This window comes from Deinococcus aquaticus (assembly GCF_028622095.1).
GTDB classification, from domain to species: Bacteria; Deinococcota; Deinococci; order Deinococcales; family Deinococcaceae; genus Deinococcus; species Deinococcus aquaticus.
On record NZ_CP115165.1, the window covers coordinates 2242447 to 2260911 of the forward strand.

Annotated in this window: 27 protein-coding genes; 21 read left to right on the forward strand and 6 right to left on the reverse strand. The window is 69.1% G+C overall.

The window, feature by feature from the left end; translation table 11 throughout:
* Positions 1-21 precede the first annotated feature (21 nt).
* From M8445_RS10845 to M8445_RS10925, 18 genes are all read left to right on the forward strand, one after another.
* On the forward strand, positions 22-1029 hold the full coding sequence (locus tag M8445_RS10845) for a heme-dependent oxidative N-demethylase subunit alpha family protein (protein WP_273987773.1): 1008 nt from the start codon (positions 22-24) through the stop codon (positions 1027-1029).
* Positions 1026-1469 carry a guanyl-specific ribonuclease gene (locus tag M8445_RS10850; protein ID WP_273987774.1) on the forward strand — a complete coding sequence of 148 codons (444 nt, stop codon included), beginning with the start codon at positions 1026-1028 and terminating at the stop codon, positions 1467-1469. The genes M8445_RS10845 and M8445_RS10850 overlap by 4 nt, the downstream gene beginning before the upstream one ends.
* On the forward strand, positions 1466-1864 hold the full coding sequence (locus tag M8445_RS10855; protein ID WP_273987775.1) for a barstar family protein: 399 nt from the start codon (positions 1466-1468) through the stop codon (positions 1862-1864). The genes M8445_RS10850 and M8445_RS10855 overlap by 4 nt, the downstream gene beginning before the upstream one ends.
* A 458-nt stretch (positions 1865-2322) precedes the next feature.
* Positions 2323-2565, forward strand: coding sequence for a helix-turn-helix domain-containing protein (locus M8445_RS18330; RefSeq protein ID WP_420704090.1), 243 nt, complete (start codon positions 2323-2325; stop codon positions 2563-2565).
* Positions 2562-2870 carry a hypothetical protein gene (locus M8445_RS10860; RefSeq protein WP_273987776.1) on the forward strand — a complete coding sequence of 103 codons (309 nt, stop codon included), beginning with the start codon at positions 2562-2564 and terminating at the stop codon, positions 2868-2870. The genes M8445_RS18330 and M8445_RS10860 overlap by 4 nt, the downstream gene beginning before the upstream one ends.
* A gap of 172 nt (positions 2871-3042) precedes the next feature.
* Positions 3043-3204 (forward strand): hypothetical protein, encoded by a 162-nt coding sequence (locus M8445_RS10865; RefSeq protein WP_273987777.1) that lies wholly within the window; start codon positions 3043-3045, stop codon positions 3202-3204.
* Positions 3205-3244: 40 nt separating this feature from the next.
* Positions 3245-3424, forward strand: a complete 180-nt coding sequence (locus M8445_RS10870) for a hypothetical protein (RefSeq protein ID WP_273987778.1) — start codon at positions 3245-3247, stop codon at positions 3422-3424.
* A gap of 395 nt (positions 3425-3819) precedes the next feature.
* Complete coding sequence (locus M8445_RS10875; RefSeq protein WP_273987779.1) at positions 3820-4680, forward strand: hypothetical protein; 861 nt, start codon at positions 3820-3822, stop codon at positions 4678-4680.
* Between the two features lie 137 nt (positions 4681-4817).
* Positions 4818-5045: a hypothetical protein gene (locus tag M8445_RS10880; protein ID WP_273987780.1), complete on the forward strand. Its 228-nt coding sequence runs from the start codon at positions 4818-4820 to the stop codon at positions 5043-5045.
* Positions 5046-5148: 103 nt separating this feature from the next.
* Complete coding sequence (locus M8445_RS10885) at positions 5149-8577, forward strand: DUF927 domain-containing protein (protein ID WP_273987781.1); 3429 nt, start codon at positions 5149-5151, stop codon at positions 8575-8577.
* On the forward strand, positions 8574-9131 hold the full coding sequence (locus tag M8445_RS10890; RefSeq protein WP_273987782.1) for a hypothetical protein: 558 nt from the start codon (positions 8574-8576) through the stop codon (positions 9129-9131). Before M8445_RS10885 ends, M8445_RS10890 begins: the two co-directional genes overlap by 4 nt.
* Entirely contained in the window at positions 9128-9373 is a 246-nt protein-coding gene (locus M8445_RS10895) for a hypothetical protein (protein WP_273987783.1), read from the forward strand. The genes M8445_RS10890 and M8445_RS10895 overlap by 4 nt, the downstream gene beginning before the upstream one ends.
* Positions 9370-9675 carry a hypothetical protein gene (locus M8445_RS10900; protein ID WP_273987784.1) on the forward strand — a complete coding sequence of 102 codons (306 nt, stop codon included), beginning with the start codon at positions 9370-9372 and terminating at the stop codon, positions 9673-9675. Before M8445_RS10895 ends, M8445_RS10900 begins: the two co-directional genes overlap by 4 nt.
* Positions 9662-9970, forward strand: a complete 309-nt coding sequence (locus M8445_RS10905; RefSeq protein ID WP_189098320.1) for a hypothetical protein — start codon at positions 9662-9664, stop codon at positions 9968-9970. The genes M8445_RS10900 and M8445_RS10905 overlap by 14 nt, the downstream gene beginning before the upstream one ends.
* Positions 9967-10179 (forward strand): hypothetical protein, encoded by a 213-nt coding sequence (locus M8445_RS10910; protein ID WP_273987785.1) that lies wholly within the window; start codon positions 9967-9969, stop codon positions 10177-10179. The genes M8445_RS10905 and M8445_RS10910 overlap by 4 nt, the downstream gene beginning before the upstream one ends.
* Positions 10176-10685: a hypothetical protein gene (locus M8445_RS10915; protein ID WP_099749914.1), complete on the forward strand. Its 510-nt coding sequence runs from the start codon at positions 10176-10178 to the stop codon at positions 10683-10685. Before M8445_RS10910 ends, M8445_RS10915 begins: the two co-directional genes overlap by 4 nt.
* A complete protein-coding gene (locus M8445_RS10920) occupies positions 10682-11089 on the forward strand; it encodes a hypothetical protein (protein WP_273987786.1) in 408 nt (135 codons plus the stop codon). The genes M8445_RS10915 and M8445_RS10920 overlap by 4 nt, the downstream gene beginning before the upstream one ends.
* On the forward strand, positions 11086-11430 hold the full coding sequence (locus M8445_RS10925) for a helix-turn-helix domain-containing protein (RefSeq protein WP_273987787.1): 345 nt from the start codon (positions 11086-11088) through the stop codon (positions 11428-11430). The genes M8445_RS10920 and M8445_RS10925 overlap by 4 nt, the downstream gene beginning before the upstream one ends.
* Positions 11431-13590: 2160 nt before the next feature.
* On the opposite strand, the gene M8445_RS10930 is transcribed toward M8445_RS10925, so the two are convergent.
* The 6 genes from M8445_RS10930 to M8445_RS10955 form a co-directional block, all read right to left on the reverse strand.
* The gene (locus M8445_RS10930) at positions 13591-14460 is read right to left on the reverse strand and encodes a hypothetical protein (protein ID WP_273987788.1); all 870 of its coding nucleotides are present in this window, start codon (positions 14458-14460) and stop codon (positions 13591-13593) included.
* 163 nt (positions 14461-14623) lie between these two features.
* A complete protein-coding gene (locus tag M8445_RS10935) occupies positions 14624-15061 on the reverse strand; it encodes a hypothetical protein (protein WP_273987789.1) in 438 nt (145 codons plus the stop codon).
* Complete coding sequence (locus tag M8445_RS10940) at positions 15058-15723, reverse strand: hypothetical protein (RefSeq protein ID WP_273987790.1); 666 nt, start codon at positions 15721-15723, stop codon at positions 15058-15060. Before M8445_RS10940 ends, M8445_RS10935 begins: the two co-directional genes overlap by 4 nt.
* A complete protein-coding gene (locus tag M8445_RS10945; protein WP_273987791.1) occupies positions 15720-15923 on the reverse strand; it encodes a hypothetical protein in 204 nt (67 codons plus the stop codon). Before M8445_RS10945 ends, M8445_RS10940 begins: the two co-directional genes overlap by 4 nt.
* The gene (locus M8445_RS10950) at positions 15920-16165 is read right to left on the reverse strand and encodes a hypothetical protein (RefSeq protein ID WP_273987792.1); all 246 of its coding nucleotides are present in this window, start codon (positions 16163-16165) and stop codon (positions 15920-15922) included. Before M8445_RS10950 ends, M8445_RS10945 begins: the two co-directional genes overlap by 4 nt.
* 79 nt (positions 16166-16244) lie before the next feature.
* Entirely contained in the window at positions 16245-16670 is a 426-nt protein-coding gene (locus tag M8445_RS10955; RefSeq protein WP_273987793.1) for a hypothetical protein, read from the reverse strand.
* Positions 16671-17048: 378 nt separating this feature from the next.
* Between M8445_RS10955 and M8445_RS10960 the strand changes: the two genes are divergently transcribed.
* The 3 genes from M8445_RS10960 to M8445_RS10970 all read left to right on the forward strand — a co-directional run bounded on the left by M8445_RS10960 (position 17049) and on the right by M8445_RS10970 (position 18446).
* On the forward strand, positions 17049-17186 hold the full coding sequence (locus M8445_RS10960; protein ID WP_273987794.1) for a hypothetical protein: 138 nt from the start codon (positions 17049-17051) through the stop codon (positions 17184-17186).
* A complete protein-coding gene (locus tag M8445_RS10965) occupies positions 17183-17377 on the forward strand; it encodes a hypothetical protein (RefSeq protein WP_273987795.1) in 195 nt (64 codons plus the stop codon). The genes M8445_RS10960 and M8445_RS10965 overlap by 4 nt, the downstream gene beginning before the upstream one ends.
* A 604-nt stretch (positions 17378-17981) precedes the next feature.
* Complete coding sequence (locus tag M8445_RS10970; RefSeq protein ID WP_273987796.1) at positions 17982-18446, forward strand: GNAT family N-acetyltransferase; 465 nt, start codon at positions 17982-17984, stop codon at positions 18444-18446.
* Positions 18447-18465: the final 19 nt, after the last annotated feature.

The following is an 18465-nucleotide window of genomic DNA, read 5'->3' on the forward strand; positions in this document are numbered from 1 at the left end:
GAGGCCTGCCAGAATCGGGGCGTGGTTCCCCCCACCCTCTACCGCCCGTTCCTGAGCGGCACCTACAGCGTCTCGGCCGGCCTGTACCGCCTGGGCGCGCAGCCCGTGCCGTGGCTGGACGACCCGGCGCCCGAACGGCACACCTTCACGCTGGACGCCGAGTACCCGCGCCTGATCGGCAGCAAGGCCGCCGCGCACGCCCGCGCCCTGCACGAGTACGCTGGCGAGGCCGCCCTGACCCCGGCGTTGCGGGAGGCCGTGCTGACCTTCGCGGCCCGGCAGGTGGCCGCCGACAGCGGGGGAGAGGTCAGCTGGGACGGCCGCACCCTGCGCAACACCAGGCTGGGCTGGCAGGCCGACCTGCACCCCCGCTGGAACGCCCTGGAGAACCTGCGGCGCTTCGCGGCCCCGCACGCCGCCCTGGTCGCAGACACCCAGCCCGTGAGCGCCCTGGATTTCCTGGGCCTGAACGCCAGCGAGGACCTCGCCCTGATAGCCCGCGACCCCCGCAGCGGACGCGACTGGCTGGCCGCCACGCACGTCCTGAACCCCCAGCATTGGGACCCCCGCGACAAACTGGGCCGCGACTTCGCGCAGGTGCACGCCCCCATCCCCGGCGGCGGTCCCATGAACGCCAGCGCCCCCCGATTGCTGGACGCCGTGATTACACGCGGCCCGTTCGTGCGTTTCGCCTGGGGCCTGAGCACCACCGACCGCCTCGACCACCACCCCGCCGCGCCGCCCGACGCCGACCGCGACCCCCGCACCCGCTTCGACCCGCACGGCACGTTCCTGCGCGTGGAACGCCAGACCCTCACCGGCTTTCCGCAGGCCCACGGGGCGCTGTTCACCATCCGCCCCTACACGTACCCTCTCACGCAGGCCGTGCAGGAACCCGCCCATGCCCGCGCTCTGGCCGCCGCCATCCGCTCCATGACCCCCGCGCAGACCGCCTACAAAGGATTAACGCTGCTCCGGGACGACCTCCTGAACTGGCTGGACACCCAGGGCCTACACTCGGACCCGTGAACCGCGCCGCCCCCACCCTCGCCGCCCTGCTGCTCGGCGCGCTGCTGGCCGCCTGCGACCTCCCGCAGGACGCCCGCACGCAACCGACCACGCAGACGACCCCCACCCGCACCGCCCCGCCAACCTCCGCCCGCGACCCGCACAGCGGCCTGCGCTGGATCGCCGCGCGCGACCTGCCCCGCGAAGGACAGACCGTCCTCACCCGCATCGCCCAGGGCGGCCCCTTCCGCTACAGCAAAGACGGCAGCACCTTCGGCAACCGCGAACGCCTGCTGCCCCGCCAGAACAGCAGCTACTACCGCGAGTACACCGTCCCCACCCCCGGCGAGAACGACCGGGGCGCACGCCGCATCGTCTGCGGCGGCCAGCCCCGCACCAACACCACCGACTGCTACTACACCGCCGACCACTACGACACCTTCAGGAGAATCCAACCATGATGCAGGTCTTCAACGAAGCGCCCCAGGGCATCCAGACCGCCCCGCACGAACCCCGCATCCTGGCCGCCGGACATCAGGTCAGCGTCCGCGAAATCAATCTCGGCGCCGCCCACGACAAGAGCACCCTCATGCTCGCCTTCCTGAACGGCCTGGGCCTGCGCGACACCTTCGGCCAGAACTGGGACGCCCTCTACGACGTCCTCACCGACCCCGACCAGCGCCCCGCCCGCCTCGCCCTGCTGCTGTGCGACCACGCCCACTTCCGCCGCCGCCACCCCCACCTGAACGCCGACCTCGAACGCGTTCTGCTGGACGCGCAGACCGAAGCCGCCCGCACCGCCCGCTCCCTCTGGCTCCTCAGCGAGGAACCCGACAGCGACACCCGCCACTGGTAACACCGATCTTCCTGAAAAGAGGTAAAGCGAACGTGCGCCCGAAACCACGAGTGACCCCAGCCACCACCACCTTCGGCCCTACCTTCACCAGCCCGCCACTGCCGTGGCCCGTGCGTGTAAGCCGGAGTGTTACCGCTGTGCAACCCGGCGCGGGCCAGTTCGCACGCTTCGCCGTTCACCTGGGCTTCGATTCCGGCGGGCGTGCGGGTCAGGGTGACCGGGTGCGCGCGGGTCTGCACTACTGCGCCGTCCATGCGGTCAAGGGTGACCGTTTCCCACGTGCGGGACAGGGTGCGGGGGTATCGTTCATTGCTTTCACTCCTAGAGGGGCTGGAAGTCAGGCGGGGGCGCGCAATCTTGGCGGATGAGGCGTCCCTTTTTGCTGGCCTGATAGTAAACCTCTGGCGTTTACTTGTTAACTTCTGGCGTTAATGAACGCATAGCGTTAAGCTGTGGGAATGAATGACCGCGTGAGAGAACTGATTGATACCCGCCTTCGAGAGAAAGGGATGAGCCGGGCTGATCTGGCCCGCGCCATAGGGAAGACCCCGCAGACCGTGACGCGCGCCCTGAACGGGAACGAAGGCGGTGGTAACGTCCCCCCCCTGTGGGCCGCGATTCTCGAGGCACTAGACTTGCGCCTGACGGTGGAACCTGGGCAGGGGCAGGGCCAGGGGAACGGCGAAGGGGGGAAGGCGTGAACGTCTACCGCGCGCTCAGTGGGGCGGGATTGGCTGCGGGCCTGGGGGTGCAGGTCTGGCAAATGCGGAGCGGGCCGGGAAGCTCGAGCTTTTCTGATCTTGCCTTCGTGGGTGTGGCGGTGGGTCTTTTCTTAGCCAATGCCTTTCCGGCATTGCGTCTCAATCTCTGGCAGGTCGGCGTAGCCTTTCTGCTGCTGGCCCTGGGCAGCCCTAAGGCGTGGCTGCTGGGCGGCTTCGCAGGCATGGGGGCCGTGATGCTGTGGCAGGCGTACCAGATCAAGATCGGCGAAGAGGGGAAGGCGTGAGGCGGTCTTTCCGGGTAGCAGTGGTGTGCCTGATGGCAGCCATGATTCTTCCCACTGTGGCGCTGATGTTGCGCGCGCCTGAATGGGTGAAGGTGCTTCAAATAGGGTTGATCGTGCTGTGTTGGATTTGGGTCGCGTTCACGCGCCCGAAGCCCGGCGAAGGGGGGAAGGCATGAACACTTCCCGGCTGTGGCTTGTGGCGTGCGCGCTGCTCACCCTGACGCAGGCGTGGCGGACCTGGGAAGAATCTCAGGCGGGTCTAAAGTTGCTACCCGTGGCGGCGCTGCTCTTCTGGCTGTACCTGACGGTGCTGGCGTGGCGTGGCGAGGCGTGAAGCGGCGCAAGCGGTGAGCGGCCCACCTGGAAGCCGGACGGTGCCGGTCGTAATCGTGAACGTTGACCGGGGTGCGCCGTGGGAGGTCTTCGCCCTGGCGTGCGCGCTGCTGTTCCTGGCGTTTCTCTTTCGCCGCGTCTCCTGGGCACGCTGGGCACTGACCGGCGCGGGTGTGCTGGCCCTGATCGTGGCGGGCGTCCTGTGGGCGGCGCTGGCGTAGCAGCACGGCATCCGGCTGTACGTCACGGTTCCTTGCTCACGGCACGTCATGGGAGCCTCAACCAGAGCATGGTGCTTTCGATAGCAAGAACCCCCGTACTGGACGGGGGTTTTCCTGGTGGGTCGTGTAGGACTTGAACCTACAACCCGCTGATTAAAAGTCGGCGTGCGGCCTTCCTGGGGTGTTCGGAGATCATGCGAGAGTGTCCGGGATTGTGCGTACTGAACGGCGTTTAAGCCTCTTTGCTTCGCCGGGATAGATCGGGGTAGATCGGCGTTATTCGGGGCCGTATGGGTCACGTTTGGGCCACGGGGCCGGAAGGCGGGAAGCATGGTGTACACGCTGACAATTGGTCATTCATGCGTAGTCATCCGGGAATCTGCTACCGTGTAGGCATGATCCCGGACTATCTGCCTAACACTTTCCCGGCCCCGAAGTGGGCGCGGGTGGTGCAGGCGGTGACCTGGGCAGAGTACGGCCTGAACGAAGAGGGCCGGATCACTGAAAAGAGCGTGCGCGGTCCCGTGATCGTGTGGGGGCGCACTTCCGGCGAAGGGGAAGACCTGCCCCGCCTGGAAGCGCCCACGCCTTCGCCGCTCGAGCTGGAAACGGCCCGCCTGAACATGCGCCCGCATATACAGGCGTTTGTGCGGTGCGCGCAGGGACGCGGGAGAAACGCCCACGGTAAGCGGGTCGGCTTCCTTTGCCTGTGGCGCGGAGTAAACAAGCATTATCGCAAGAGTATGTGTATGAGGTCTGCTCTGTTTTCTCCAGATGCGATAGTCGTAATCAGTAACGGCGCTGAACTGATATGCGACATTCATCCAAAGTATATATTTTCTCAATTCAGATTGAAAAGACATTACCGTAAGATCAGATTAGAAGAAAAGGCCGGCAATGCTACGCTTGACATTTGCTTCACTGATGATTTGATTCAACTGCTTTTGGAAGTTCAGCAAAAGATCAACCGTGGAATTGTCATCAAACCGGCTGATCTTCCCGGTATTCATCCCATCGTAGCGGCGCGCACGCTACGGGCGCTCTTCGGGAAAGTTGATCTGTCGGGATTCGTTTCGCACTTCTACAGGAAAGACCGCGCGCTTCACCTGCTGCTGATTCTGAAGATGCAGCGCGCTGTATACCGCGCCCACATCGCCCGGCGCGTCCGGCCGGTGCGCCGCCGGTCCCGCATTAGGCGCCCCCTGTATGCGCGGCCCCGGCCCCCAACCTGTCCTCTTGCCCCCCCTGTGGCCTGAACGCCGGGCCGCTTCGAGTGTGGCGAAGCGGTAAGCGGTAGGCCCGGCCCTGCCTGACGTGCGCCCCCTTCCTTCCTGGAAGGCGCGGCCCCTCAGACATTGAACCTTGCCCCCTGTGGGGCAGGGCAGGGGAACACATGACCCAATCCGCATTGAACGTGCCGCACGAAGACGGCGAAGCCCTGTACACTCCCGCGCAGCTGCTCAAGCGGTCCCGCCTTCCCCGTGACTTCGTTTACACCGCTCTGAAGAATGGTGAGCTGATCGCGTACAACACCGGTCGGCAGTCCCGGCCCCGGTACCACGTGCGCTGGGCTGACTTCCTGGCGTGGCGTGAGACTCTGCGCGTGACGGTGCAAAAGTGAAGCCCGGCGTGCAGGCCGGGCGTCAGGGGGAAGCGGGCGGGCTTCGAGGGCATCATAGCGCCCGCGCGCGGCCCGCGCGGCGCACCTTCGCCGGGGGTGTCCTATGACGCCCTTAAGGCGTGCCCTCGAGGCGCTGACGCCCGGCGCAGTGCTTCGGAACTTGGCCGCGTACCTGGGCAAGAGTGCCCCGCACCTGCACAGCGAAGCGCAGGGCGAAGTGTGCGACTTCCGGCCCGGTCAGGAAGAGGAAAACCCGTCCCTGTCCTATGGGCGCGGCACGTCCGGCCCGGTCTTCCACAGGTTCGGCGGTGACGGCTTCGAGGGGGGCGCGGTGGCGTTCCTGGAATCGGCCGGACTGGCGAAGGGGGAAGCGGCGCGCCTGCTACTCGAGTGGGCGGGCGTGAAGGATGAACCCGGCGAAAGGGGAACGGTCCCCAGCTCGAGGCCTGCACCTGTGGACCGGAAGGCGGCGCGGCTGGCGAAGGCTGACGCGGCCCTGTCGAAACTGCACCCGCTCGAAGCCGGGAAGCACGGCGCGGCCCTGCGCGGCTGGGAACGCCTGCAAGCCGGGGACACGCACCCCGAAGCGCTCGAGCTGGCCCGGCGCGGCCTGACTCCGGCCCTGGCGTCCGGTCTGCTGACCGCGTACCGCTGGACAGGGAAGGCGCAGGGCGGGAAGGCCCGCCCCCTGGCCCGGCACATCCTGCGCGGCGCGGTGGCCTTCGAGGTCACGGGACCGGACAGGACGCCCTGGGCAGTGAAGGCCAGGAACCCCGGCGGGAAGGAAGACCTCAAGGAAGCGAAGGCGCAGCGGTACGTGTACGTTTCGGCGGGCCAGTCCACCCCGGCTATGTGCGGCCCCGGTCAGGACAGCGCGGCCCGGTTCCTGATCGTGGAAGGGGAACTGAACGCGGTCGCGTGCGTGCTGATGCTGGAAGCCGTGGCCCACCTCGAGGCGGCGCGCGGCTGGGCTGTGCAGGGCGTGGCGTCAGTGGCAGCCGTGCCCCACGTGGCCCACCTTCCGGCGGGGGCGCAGGTGTACGTGTACGCAGACCCGGACCCTGAGGGCAACGTGGCCCGTGTGACGTGGGCGGAGCTGCTGACCGCGCGGGGGTGCCAGGTCTTCCAGGTGGGCGGGGACGTTTCCCCCTTCGCCGTGGAAGGGAAGGCGGATGCTGACGCCTGTGACGCCCTGGGCACCGTGGGCCAGGGCGCAGACCCCGAAGGGCACGCGGCCCACGTGGGCGCGCGGTTGCTGAGGGCGCTGGAAGCGGCGCGGCCCTGGAAGCCGGAACCGGCGCAGGAAGACGCGGCGCAGGTGACGGGCGGTGACGGCGAAGAGGAACGCGGGGACGTGTGGCTATCCAAACGCGCCGGGTACGGCGTGCGGGACGGTCGGCTGTGCGCCCTGACCCTCAAGAAAGACCCGGACAGCGGCGAAGAAACGGAAGTCAGGGAGCAACTGTGCAACTTCGCGGCGTTCATCACGGCGCAGGTCAGACAGGATGAAGGGCAGGGCGAAGCGGCCCGCGTCTTCGAGGTGGAAGGCTACCGGGCCACGGGCGCGCCCTTCCAACCGGCCCGCATAACTGTGCCCGTGGCAGAGTTTGACCCCATGCGCTGGCCCCTCAAGGAATGGGGCGCGCTGGCCCGCGTGGAAGCCGGGAACGGCAAGAAAGACAAGGCCCGCGCCGCCATTCAAGCCCTGAGCGAAGTGCGCGGCATTGAAGAGCGCACCGTGTACGCCCACACCGGCTGGACAGTTCACCCGGAACACGGGCCGGTCTTCCTGACGGCGGGCGCAGTGATCGGGGCGCGCGGCGCGGTGCCGGGCGTGGAAGTGAACCTTGACCCACGGGGCGAGAATCCCCGCCTGAACGCCTACGCCCTGCCTGACCCGGCGGGCGCGACTGGCGAAGAGATGCGCGCGGCGGTGCGGGCGTCCCTGTCCCTGATGGACGCCGTACCGGATACCGTGGGCGTTCCCATGCTCGGAGGGGCGTACCGGGCGGCGCTGGGCAGGTTTAAGGGCGTGGTGTTCCCCACGGGCGAGACGGGCCGGAATAAGACGGCGTTCACGCTGCTCTGCCTGTACCACTACGGGACGGCGTGGCGAGACGATTACCTGCCGGACGCCTGGAACAGTACGGCTAACACGCTCGAGCGAACCGCGTTCATCCTGAAAGACGTTCTGACCGTCTTCGATGACTTCAAGCCGGAGGGCACGCAGGTAGACCGGGCGAAGATGCAAGGGACTCTTGCGCGCATCCTGCACGGTGCCGGGGATGGTACGGGCCGGGGCCGGATGAGCGCAGACGGGCGCACGCGGGCCGGGTACTACCCGCGTGGCCTTGTGCTGACCTCTTCGGAGGGAATGCCGCGCGGGCAGTCGAACACGGCCCGGACGGTGGTAGTGGAAGTGACGGCCCCCCTGATCGGGCCGCGTGGTACGGCGAAGAGTCGGCACTTTGACGCCCTGGCGGATGCTGGACAGGCGGGCGTGTACGCCCTGGCCCTGGCGGGCATGGTGCAGGCGGTGGCGTCTTCCTTCGAGGCGGTGCGCGTGGGCAGCGCGGCCCATAAGGAAGCGGTGCGCGGCCTGTCCCCGTACCTGAAAGGCGCGCACGGGCGCACGGGGGACACGCTCGCAGACCTTGCGTATGGGTGGCAGGTGTTCCTTTCCTTCGCCTTGCAGGTGGGCGCGGTTCAGGAACTCGAGGCGGCGCAGCGGTGGGAACGGGTCATGCTGGCCCTTCGGGAGATCGCGCAGGGTCAGGCGGCGCACCTGAACGAAGCTGACCCCGTAGACCGGGCGCTGTCGGTGCTGTCCGGGTTGCTGGCGTCCGGGCGGGTGTTCCTGGAAGACCTGCGCGGCGGCGGCGCGCCCCCCGTGGAAGACGCGGCGCTGTGCGGGTACTCGGTGCAGGCGTACCGGGGGGAACACGGCGAAGAGGAAACGGCCCGCACCCGGCCCGGCGCGTCCCTGGTCGGCTGGTACTCCCGGACGGGCGGGGACACGTGGGGGCACTTCCTGCCGGACAACTTGCACGCGGCCCTACAGGACGCCGTGAAGGGCCAGGGCGTCAGCTTGCCGGACGCGGGGACGCTGTGGCGCAACATGGCCGGGCAGCTCCAGGGGCCGGGTCTGATGCGGTGCGAGGCGGCGAAGAAAGACGCTGACGGGCGCGTGACCCAGTGGCGGCCCATGTTCAAGGCGGTCAGGCCGGACACCGGCACGCAAGAGCGCATGATTACCCTTCGTCTTCCTATAACCCGGCTTGGTACGGATGATGGGATAAATGGGATAAATGGGATAGACACCCCTTCAAGCACGTCTGACACGGCATTCTCTCTTATCCCATTCTCTCTATTTTTAAAGGTTAGTAATGGGATAAATGGGATAGAAGAGGGTCAGGAAGAGGCGTTTTCCTCTTCGCCGGTCACCCCTGCCCCCACCCCCCGCGCCCTGACGCTCGAAGACCTGGAAGGGTACGGCGAAGGCGAAGACCTGCCCGGCGGGGTGGCCCTGTGACGGGGGCCGCTGTGCCCGCCCTGCTGTCCCGCCTCGAGGGGGCAGGGGCGCGCCTGGAAGTGCAGGGCGGCGCGCTGATCCTGACCGGGAAGCGCCCCCCGGCTGACCTGCTGAACGAAGTCCGGGACCGGAAGGCGGAAGTACTGGCGTGGCTGACCGCGCCCCCCGAAGACCCGGCCCCCCTGACCGTTCCCTCTTCGCCGGACCCCGTGCCCACTCTGGCCCGCGGCGTCCCGCTCGAAGAGGCCCGCGCCCGGAACGCCCACGCGGCAACCCTGCCCGGTCACTGCGGAAGCTGTGCGCGCGCCGTCCCTGCCCCGGAGTGGGGGCCGGGCATGGCGACGTGCGCCTGTCCCCCGGCGGCGTGGCGTCCCGTGCCGCCCCCGCTGGCCCTGCACCCCGCGTGCCGGTGCGGTGCGTACCTCACGGACGGCGAAGACGTGGGCCGGGGCTGGAAGGCCAGGGCGGCGGCGCGGCCCACGCGGGGCAACCTGCGCGCGGCCCGTCCGGCGGGCTGGGATGACCTGCCCGGCCTGGAAGGGGGCGCGGCGTGACCGGCCTACAGTGGGCGGTCCTGACGGCCTACGCGCGCACCCTTCCCACGGGCAGCGCGGCCCGGTGTGCGCTCGAAGAGGCGACGGCGGCGGGCGCGCCCGCCCCGGCGGCGCAGCGGGTGGCGCTCGAGGTGGCCCGGCAGTCCGGCATGGTGGAAGCCGGGCGGGTCACGGAGTGGGGCCGGTCGGCCGCGCGGGTGTACCTGTCCCGGCTGGGCATCCCGGCGAAGAGGGAACCGTGAAGGGGGACGCCCTGAGCGCGCACGCGCACGCCCTGGCCCTGATGCTCTGCCACTGCGAACATGCCGCGCCCCTGAGCGTCCGGGCCGCGTGGCTGGCCTTCCTTCGCCGTCACGAAGGGCACCCCGAAGACCTGCGCCGCGCCCTGCAGGAAGCCCGCGCCGCCGGGCACGTCCGGGCCGGTCAGCTCACCCCGGCGGGCGTCCGGGTGGCCCTGCAAGCCCTGGGGGGCGGCGCTGTCCCCCCCCGCTCTATACGTGGCCCCCAGTCCGGGGCCGGGAGGTCAGATCATGGCAAACCCTAACCCTGTGGAAGCCCGGAAGGCGAAACGCGCCCGGCGAAGAGGAAAACCCGGCACGCTCGAAGAGGCCCGCGCGCTGCTGTGGCGCGCCCTGGAACGCGCGGGGGAGCTGCTGGAAGTGGAAGACCCGGCGCACGCCCTGAAAGCCGTTCACGCCGTCAGTCAGGGCGCAGCGGCTTACGCCCGGATCGTGGAAGTAGGGGAACTCGAGGCGCGCATAGCGGCCCTCGAAGGCCAGGGCGGCGAAGACGAAGACCCCGCCCCCACTGGCCCGCGCCTTCGCAGGGGGGCCGCGTGACGGGGCGGCGCGGTCGCCTCTCGAAGCTCGAGGCGCAGCGGGGCCGGGCGGTGACGCTGTGGGAAGCCCTGCCGGAACACCTGCGCGCTGACGTGACGCCCGAAGCGCTCGAGCGGGCCGCGCAGGAAGCGCCGCCAACTCTGCGGGGTGACGTGCGGGCCGTGAGTCTGTGGGCGTTCCTGTGCGTCCCGGAAGGGGGGGAAGCGTGACGGCGAAACGGAAGACGCGGGGAACGGTGGCGCGCCTGGAAGCGCTCGAGGGTCGGGAAGCGGCCCGGCGGGAAGCGGTGCAGGCCGGGAACTGGGCGCACCTGGAAGCGGCCCGCGCGCAGCTCGCACCGGCTGACGTGCGCGCCTACCGGGACGCGGTGGGGGCACTCGAGGCGGAAGGGGACGCGGGGGGCATCCTGGCCCGCCTGCAGGTAGCGTGCGCGCACCTGGGGGACGGCGTGCCGGTGGAACACCCGGCGAAGGAAGACGCCGAAGCCTGGGCAGAGCTGGCCCTGAACGGCCCGGACGGCGCGCCCCTGACCGCACCGGACCCCACGCGGGCCGCTGACTTCGTGGGGTACTTCGAGGCGTGCGGCGCGTGGTGTGACCGGGAAGCCCGGCGCGTTCCCCTTTCGCCGGACGTTCACCGGCTGGCCCGGTGGGGCGCGTCCCTGTGGCGCTTCGAGGCGGCGCTGTGCCGCACTCTGAACGGGGGCCGGGCATGAAGGGCCGCGCCGCGCGGGTGGCCCACCTGGAAGCGCAGACCCGCGCCGGTCAGAACCGGGGCCGCGTGCCCCTGGCCCTGCGCCGCCTGAGTGACGCGCACCTGCGAGACCTGGAAGACGCCGTGAGCGCAGCGGGCGGGACCGGCCTACCCGTTCACCCGTGGGAAGACCTGCGCCCCGGCCTGAGTGACCCTGAGCGGGCCGCGTGGCAGTGGGCCAGGGCGCAGACGTGGGCGCGCCTCGAAGACGTGTGGACACGCCCGCCCGCCGGGGCCGCTGACGTGTTCCAGCTGGAAGCGGCCCGCCTCGAGGGACTGGAAGACCGGCCCGCCCGGCACGCCCGCGCCGCGTGGGCCATGCTCGCAGCGCTCGCAGCTGTGATGCTCGAAGAGGGGACCGCATGACCGGCCGGGCACAACCGGAAGCCCTGCGCGGGCATTACAGCAACGGGCGGCCCATGATTCACCTGGGCTTCCGCACGCCCGGCCCCACGCCCTACGCGGCCCGCCTGACCGTCCGGGAAGCGTGCGAGGCGCGCGGGCTGACGGTGTATCAGGTCGCCATGAGCGGGCTAGCGCAGGGCACCGTGGATTCCGGCACGGTGTACCGGCTGGCCCGTGGGGACACGTCCCGCATTGACCTGTACACCCTGGCAACCGTGGCGGGCATTCTGCACACCCTGAGCGGCGAAGTGGTGACGGTCGCTGACCTGCTGACCCTCGAGGTGATCGGCGAAGAGGAATGAAGGGGGGCGGGTTGCCGGTGTGTTGCCGCCCCCTGCACCTGCCCACCCCGTCCCCGCGCAGGGGGCAGCGGGTGGGCGTTTGCCTTCCCGGTTGCCGCGCGCTGGCCTTCGAGGGGACCGGCGAAGGGGAATGAGGGGGGCAGGATTCCCGGTGTTTTCCCGGTCACACCCTGGCCCGCACCTGTCCCGCGCGCGTGGGCAGGGGCGGGCGCTTCCCGTGCGCGTTCCCGCGCCGCTCGAAGGGCAGGGCCGGGCATCTCAGGTTTTCTCAGGTCGGCAGACGCCCACCCCGCGCCCGGAATGCCGTCCCCGTGGGCGGCGGTGCGTGCCGGTGCGTGCGGTTTTCACCCTAGCAATTCCTGACAGGTGGGCCGCTCGAAGGCGGGGGCCGGGGGGATCGTCGAGCCGGGGGGCAGTGGACCGTGAAACGCTGAAAAATGTCAACAATTCTCAACATGAACAAACGCCTACCACATGCCCGGAATGCCGTCCCCGTGGGCGTTTTCCGGTTTCCTCTTCGCCGTCCCTGTGCGCGTGCATCTTAGCCAGGTTCAACCATCTTTCGCCCGGTCGGGACTGGCCCACGCAGGGGACTTCCAGGGGGGCGGGCCGTGCGGCGCAGGTGTTAGGAAGTGTTAGGTTTCGTCAGGAGGCACTAGCACCCACCATGCGCCCGGAATGCCGTCCCCGTGGGCGTTTTCCCGGTTCCCTCTTCGCCGCGCGGTGGCGTGAACCGTGGGCGCGTCCGGCGGATTTTCACCCTGCCAGGGCTTACCACCTGGGGACTTCCGGGGCGGGTGTTTCTCCGGTTCCAAACCGGGAAAGTCTGCCGGGCGGCGCGGGCGGTCCCTGGCCCCTCGAGCTGCGCGGGGGATGTTGTCGGTTCTTAACATCGCGGCCCGCTGGCCTTCGCCCTGTCCTGTCCCGGCGGGCGGTGATCGGCGAAGGGGAAGACCTGGAAGACCCGGCGCTGACGCCCTGGCCCCTGCACCGTGGGGCATGGGTGGAAGCACGCGCCGCGCCGCTCGAGCTGGGGGGACCGGGGGGCCGGGCAACCGTCACCATGATGGTGATAGTTGCCCGGAACCTGGGCAGGTTTAGCCACTTCGGGGCCGGGCGGTGCGCCCTGGAAGCGGCCCGGTGGGCGGGCAGGGGCAACCGTCACGATATGGGGGAAGGTTGCCCCGTGGCCCTGCCCGCATGACCTGGGGAACGATTTGCCCCCGTCGGCAAAATGATGACCCGCGCGGGCGTGACCTGAGGATTCTCTACCAGTCCGGCCCCCTGGCAACCGTCAACCTATGTTGATAGTTGCCCCTGGCCCTGTGTGCGTGGCCTGAGGTTTGTCTAGCAGTCCGGCCCCTGCGTACCATTTTCCTGCTGTCAGGAAAATGCGTCAGGGACGGCGCGGGGATCATTTTCGAGGCGGGTCGAAGATGGTAGGGCGCGGCGCGGGCACGTCTGGAACGCACTTTCGTTTTAAACGGCAGTGGGCGCGGGCCGTGCGGTGCGTCTGGTACGCACTTTCATTTGGGCTGGAAGTGGGGGGCAGGTGATCGGCGAAGGGGGAAAGTGGATCCATCCGGGGCGCGGCTGGGTATTCCCCGGAATGGGGGAAAACTTCGAGCGGGCGCGGTCGCGTTTAAAACGCGGGTGGTGAACTGTCATGGGGTATCGGCCCGGCGTGCGCGGGTGGTGAACTGTCATGGGGTATCGGCCCGGCGTGAACTGTCATGGGGTATCGGCCCGGCGTGAACTGTCATGGGGTCTGCCGGTCGGTGAGGGTCGGTATAGGGTCTGCCGGTCGGTGCATCTGTCATGGGGTGCGCCGGGGTGTGTACCGTTCATGGGGAATGCCGGGACGTGTACCGTTCATGGGGTTCCCGCCTCGGGGATTCTGCAAGGGGTTCCAGGTGGGCCGGATTCTGCAAGGGGTTCCCCGTCCGGTGGATTCTGCAAGGGGTTCCCCGTCCGGTGGATTCTGTATGGGGTTTGCCGGGTGGTGAGGGTCGGCATGGGGTTTGCCGGGTATGCCCGCCGGGGTTGTCCGGTATGGCCGGGGCCGCTGTCCGGTATGGGCCGGGGTTTATCACTATTCCCTCACGGGAAGAGGCCCGCGCGCCGGGTGGGTGCGTGGGCCAGGGCCGGAGCCGGCGGGGATCAGTTCAGGGGGGACGTGGGGCCGCGTTCCTCTTCGCCGGGCAGTGTCGCCCACGCGCGGCGCAGGTACGCGGCCTGATCGGGCGTGAGACGCACCGTCACGCGGTCCCCCTCGAGCGTCAGGGCCAGGAACGCGCCCCCGTCAGGCAGGGGGGACAGGGTGCCGTTCCAGGGCGCGGCCCGGTAGTCTTCGCCCCCACCCATGCACACATTCACGGTGCCGTCTTCCAGGCGCTCGAGGTACTGCGGGGTGTGCGGGCCGCGCGTGCTGGACGGTTCCCCCGTTCCGGGGAGCAAAGCAGGGCCGGGCGCGTCCGGGTCTGCGAAGACCTCGAGGACCGCGCCGGTCATGTCTTCCGCTTCGCCGCCCTCGAGGGTCGGCACGGCTTCCAGGGTGCGGCACACGGCCCACCATGCCGCGAGGCGCGCCGCTTCCCGCGCCCGGCCCGCGCGGCGCTGTGCCTGCACCCATCCGGGGAACAGGTGGGCGTTCACGTAGGCGAGGTGCAGGGCTTCCACGTCTGCCACGGGAAGGGGCGCGGTGGCGCTCTGGCATCGCTCGAGTGCCCACAGGCGGGCGGTGCTGAGGGTGTTCCAGGCGTCCCGGTCCTGCGCGGCGGCGTCTTCGAGTAGGGCACTCAGGCCGGATGCGGCGAAGTGGAAGATGCTCAGGGCGGCGCTGTGTGGCGTGGGAAGGCGCGGCCCGGCGTGCTGCTGCGCGTGGTGTGTCAGGGCGTCCCGCACGTCTTCGAGGCGGGCGGCGACGTGGGCGGGCGTGGGCAGCATGAAGGCGAAGGCGCGGGCGGCGGTCTGCGCCGTCGGGTTCGGGGTGAAGGCGGGCAGGTCCGGGCGGGGGTCGGGTGGGGTCATGGTGCGGGTCTTCCTTCGGGGTGTGGGTGTGGCCCGGCGAAGAGGGAAGCCGGGCCACGGGGCGGAGGTCAGCGGTTCAGGATGCGGGGCGGGTGGGGGTGCGGGCGGGGTGCGGGTCGGGCGTCAGCGCGGGGCCGGTGGGGCTTCCTGGGGGCGCGGCCTGTCACGCGGCCCCCTGGCCCTGCGTTTCCCCTTCGCCGGGTTGCTCGAAGGCGGCGCGGGCTTCCTGAGCGGCGTGGGTGGCCTGCGCGTGACCCTCGAGCGCTTCCAGGACTTCCCGGAACAGCCGGACAGTGTGAAGGGCCAGGGTGGAAGTACGCCCGTCCGGTCCCTGGAAGGTCACGCTACTGCCGGTGGGCAGGAACACGCGGCCCCAGTCTTCGGGGGATGGGCGGGGGGCGGTCACGGTGACCTGCACGCCTTCCGGGACGCGGCGCACCTGGGGAATGCCCCCGTGATCGTCAGTGCAGATGTACAGGGCGGGGTTTCCGTTGCCCTCGAAGATCAGGGCGCACGCGCGCAGGGTGACGGCGAAGGGGAAGAGGGGCCAGGGGGTGCGGACCTTCGGGGGCCGCGGGGCCTTGCGCTTCCGGCCGGTCATGCCCATTCACCTTCGCCGCTCAGTGCGGCTTCCACGTGAGGCCACAGGTGCGCGGGGACGCGGTAACCGGGCGCGCCGTTCACGCGGTTGAAGAATGCCGTGCGCCCACGGTGCCCGGTGAAGATCACGGCCCGCGCGCCGTCCGGCTGGGGAATGGTCAGGGTGTCCGGCGCGGGCCAGATGGTGTGCGCTTCGCCGTCACTGCTGATGAAGTACGGGCGGCGGATGCCGTGCGCGGGGTCTGCCGGGCGGCACGTGGTCAGGGCGGGCAGGGCTTCCAGGTCAAGGGTCACGCGGGCCGGGGCCACGTCTTCGGGCAGGGCAGCCGGGGCGGCGTGGGCGCGGCGCAGGTGGCGCAGGGTGCGGGCGCGGTAGGCGTCCCCGTAATCGGCTGCCATGCCAGCGCCGGTCAGGTCTTCCACCATTGCCAGAAGATCGGCGAAGGGAAGCCCGGCGCGTGTCCAGTGCGCCGCCCACGCGCCCACAATCGGGGCGGTGAGGGCTTCGAGCTGGGATTCTGCGGCGTGCCGGTTCAGGTGCGCCGTGTGGCAGGGGATGCACAGGGCCGCGCCAGTCTTCCCGGCGGCGGTCGGCATGGGCAGCCCGTAGGCGTCCCCGCAGTCTTCGCAGACACCCCACGCAGGGGACGCGGCGCGGGTCATGCGCGCCCGCCTTCGAGCGCCGCGCGGTGCCCGGCTTCGATGGCCTCGAGCTGGGCCAGTTCGCGGGTCAGGACTTCCCGGCGCAACGTGATGTTTCGCAGGGCTTCGAGGCGTTCCGGGGCGGTCAGGGGGGCGGCGGTGCAGTCTGCCGTGAGCTGCGCGGGGGTGCGGGTGTCTTCGAGCGGGTGGGGGTAGGTCATGCGGTCACGTCCTCTTTGGTCAGGCGGCGAAGGGCGAAGGCCAGGGCCAGGAAGCCGGACAGGATCGCCAGGGCGGCGAAGCGGTAAGCGTGCGGGCCAGGGGCGGCGGTCAGGATCAGACAGGCGAAGTACAGGGCGGCGAAGATGCGGGCCACGGCGTCACTTCCTTGTGTGTGGGCGTGCGGTTCCTCGAAGCGGGGCGGGTGGGCGCGGCGTGCCGGTGGGGCCGGGGCGTCTTCCACTTCGCCGGGGATGGATCCATGCGGGCAGGGCTTCGAGGGCGCAGGGGTGAGGGGGGCCGGGCGTGGCCCCCCGGACAGGTCAGGCGGCGCGCACCTGGGGGAACGCTTCGCACAGGAAGGCCCACACGGCGCGGGCGTCCTCTTCGGTCAGCGCTGCGAGGCTGAACACCGGGCGGTCAAGCGCGGCCCCGGCGAAGCCGTAATGCTCACCGCTGGGCACCCCGGCGCGGGCCATGAGGCGGTGAAGGCGGGCGGCGCGGGTCTTTCCGATGGTGGGAGCCTCGAGGGTCTGAGCGGTCACGGTCACGCGGTCGGCACCGTTCAGGATGCTCACGGCGCGGGCCAGCTCGCACGCTTCGCCGTTCACCTGGGCTTCGATTCCGGCGGGCGTGCGGGTCAGGGTGACCGTGTGCGCACGGGTCTGCACTACTGCGCCGTCCATGCGGTCGAGGGTGACCGTTTCCCACGTGCGGGACAGGGTGCGGGGGGCGGTGGTATCGTTCATGCTGCTTCCTTCGGAACTGTGGGGAGTCAGGCGGGGGCGCGTTTTCTTGGTCGGAAGGGCGTCCCTTTCTGCTGAGGTAATAGTAACAGCTACCGTTCACACTGTCAACGGTAGCTGTTTGGAATCGGTAAGTGTTAAGCTGCTGTCATGAACGATGAAATTAGGGCGGCAGTCGAAGCCCGCCTGAGAGATAAGGGAATGAGCCGCGCTGATCTGGCCCGTGCTACCGGCAAGCTGCCACAGGCGATAACCCGCGCCCTGAACGGGGGGAAAGACAGCGGAAGCCCGCCCCCTGTGTGGGCCGCAATCCTTGAGGCCTTAGACCTGCGCCTGACGGTGGAACCGGGCCAGGGGACCGGCGAAGGGGGGAAGTAGGCCGTGCGCCGGACGGTGCGCGGGGATGAGGTGCGCGTGACCTTCGGGGACAGGTTCACCGGCCCGCCTTTGCCGTGGCCTGTGCGGGTGATCGTGCGGGCCGCGCTGCGCGTCCGGGCCTTCCTGCGGGGCAAGCCGTGAGCGGCGCGCCTACCGGGTACAGCGAGAGTACAGACCTGATCGTGTCCTACGGTCCGGCCTTCCCGTGGCAGGTCTTCGCCCTGGCGTGCGCGCTGCTGTTCCTGGCGTTCCTCTTTCGCCGTGTTCCCTGGGCGCGCTGGGCACTGCTGACTCTGGCAGGGCTGTGCTTCATAGGCGCGTGGGCGCTGTGACCCCGCTGCAATGGCGTGCCGCGTTCCTCGGATTGTGTGCCGTGCTGTGCCTCTGCGCGGCGGTCGCTACTGCCCTATACGCCCTGCTGATCTGGACGTCCGGTGAAAATCGAGTGGCTGCCCGCGTGGGGGCGCTGGCGGTGTTGCTTGCCACTCTCGGGCTGGCCGTGGGGGCTGCGGGGCGGCGTTTGAGGGACAGGGGCAGACAGCAGGAATGAAGGCCAGACGGTCCCCGCAGTGATCGGGGCGGGGGCCTGTGTGTAGCACCTGGAAGACCGGCGAAGGGGAAGCGTGGGCTTCATGTGTATGTCACCACAGGTTACCTAACCCGTTGTATCCTGTTTTACCCGGATTCATACGGCTTCATACGGGAGCCTGCGGGAAGGAAGGTGATGACATGCGATTGATTTTTGAATCTCTCGAACTGGCGAAAGCTCTTGACGCCTCGCGGCGTTCTCCCGAAGAGGAAACGCGACGGAAAGCGCTGCTCAGTGAAGCGCGGGCGCTGTCTCAAACGCTCGTCATTCGCCCTGCCCCTCCCGCCCGTCCTCTGATCTCTGCCCACGATTGAGGGGACTATCTGTCAGCGTTTGAACTAACAATCATGCCCCACACGTTCCGTTGTGGGGCATTTGACTGCGGCGTAAAAAGCATAAATGACGCGCTGCGCGGAGAATTACTCACATCCATTCGAGAGGGGCGCAGTCGCGCCTACTACGTGGAAGAGGGCGGTGTTTGCCTGGGATTCATTTCGTTGCGCGCTGAGTCTTTTGAGCTGCGCGACTCCATAGATCGTGAGGAGTTCGTGGTAAGCGGCTTGAAAGTGCCGGGCGTATTGCTTGAACTGATCGGCACCGATGAAAGTGCGAGAGGTAGGGGTGTGGGGCGGTTCCTGTTGCTCTCTGCTTTGGTGCTGGCCCGGCAGGTCGCGGACACTGTGGGGGCGCGCTTTCTGGTGTTGGATAGTCTCCCTGAGGCAGTGGCTTTCTACGCTGCTAAGGGGTTCAGGCGCACGGTGCATCAGCCGGACGCGGCAACCGTGTTCATGGTCCTTGATCTGCTGGAATGAACTGCACGGCGAAGGGGAA

Excerpts from the sequence above, each read along its gene's own strand:
- M8445_RS10855 (WP_273987775.1), top strand. The coding sequence starts at position 1,466 with ATGATGCAGGTCTTCAACGAAGCGCCCCAGGGCATCCAGACCGCCCCG.
- M8445_RS18330 (WP_420704090.1), top strand. The coding sequence starts at position 2,323 with ATGAATGACCGCGTGAGAGAACTGATTGATACCCGCCTTCGAGAGAAA.
- M8445_RS10865 (WP_273987777.1), top strand. The coding sequence starts at position 3,043 with ATGAACACTTCCCGGCTGTGGCTTGTGGCGTGCGCGCTGCTCACCCTG.
- M8445_RS10875 (WP_273987779.1), top strand. The coding sequence starts at position 3,820 with ATGATCCCGGACTATCTGCCTAACACTTTCCCGGCCCCGAAGTGGGCG.
- M8445_RS10880 (WP_273987780.1), top strand. The coding sequence starts at position 4,818 with ATGACCCAATCCGCATTGAACGTGCCGCACGAAGACGGCGAAGCCCTG.
- M8445_RS10885 (WP_273987781.1), top strand. The coding sequence starts at position 5,149 with ATGACGCCCTTAAGGCGTGCCCTCGAGGCGCTGACGCCCGGCGCAGTG.
- M8445_RS10905 (WP_189098320.1), top strand. The coding sequence starts at position 9,662 with ATGGCAAACCCTAACCCTGTGGAAGCCCGGAAGGCGAAACGCGCCCGG.
- M8445_RS10920 (WP_273987786.1), top strand. The coding sequence starts at position 10,682 with ATGAAGGGCCGCGCCGCGCGGGTGGCCCACCTGGAAGCGCAGACCCGC.
- M8445_RS10925 (WP_273987787.1), top strand. The coding sequence starts at position 11,086 with ATGACCGGCCGGGCACAACCGGAAGCCCTGCGCGGGCATTACAGCAAC.
- M8445_RS10930 (WP_273987788.1), bottom strand. The coding sequence starts at position 14,460 with ATGACCCCACCCGACCCCCGCCCGGACCTGCCCGCCTTCACCCCGAAC.
- M8445_RS10935 (WP_273987789.1), bottom strand. The coding sequence starts at position 15,061 with ATGACCGGCCGGAAGCGCAAGGCCCCGCGGCCCCCGAAGGTCCGCACC.
- M8445_RS10940 (WP_273987790.1), bottom strand. The coding sequence starts at position 15,723 with ATGACCCGCGCCGCGTCCCCTGCGTGGGGTGTCTGCGAAGACTGCGGG.
- M8445_RS10945 (WP_273987791.1), bottom strand. The coding sequence starts at position 15,923 with ATGACCTACCCCCACCCGCTCGAAGACACCCGCACCCCCGCGCAGCTC.
- M8445_RS10955 (WP_273987793.1), bottom strand. The coding sequence starts at position 16,670 with ATGAACGATACCACCGCCCCCCGCACCCTGTCCCGCACGTGGGAAACG.
- M8445_RS10970 (WP_273987796.1), top strand. The coding sequence starts at position 17,982 with ATGCCCCACACGTTCCGTTGTGGGGCATTTGACTGCGGCGTAAAAAGC.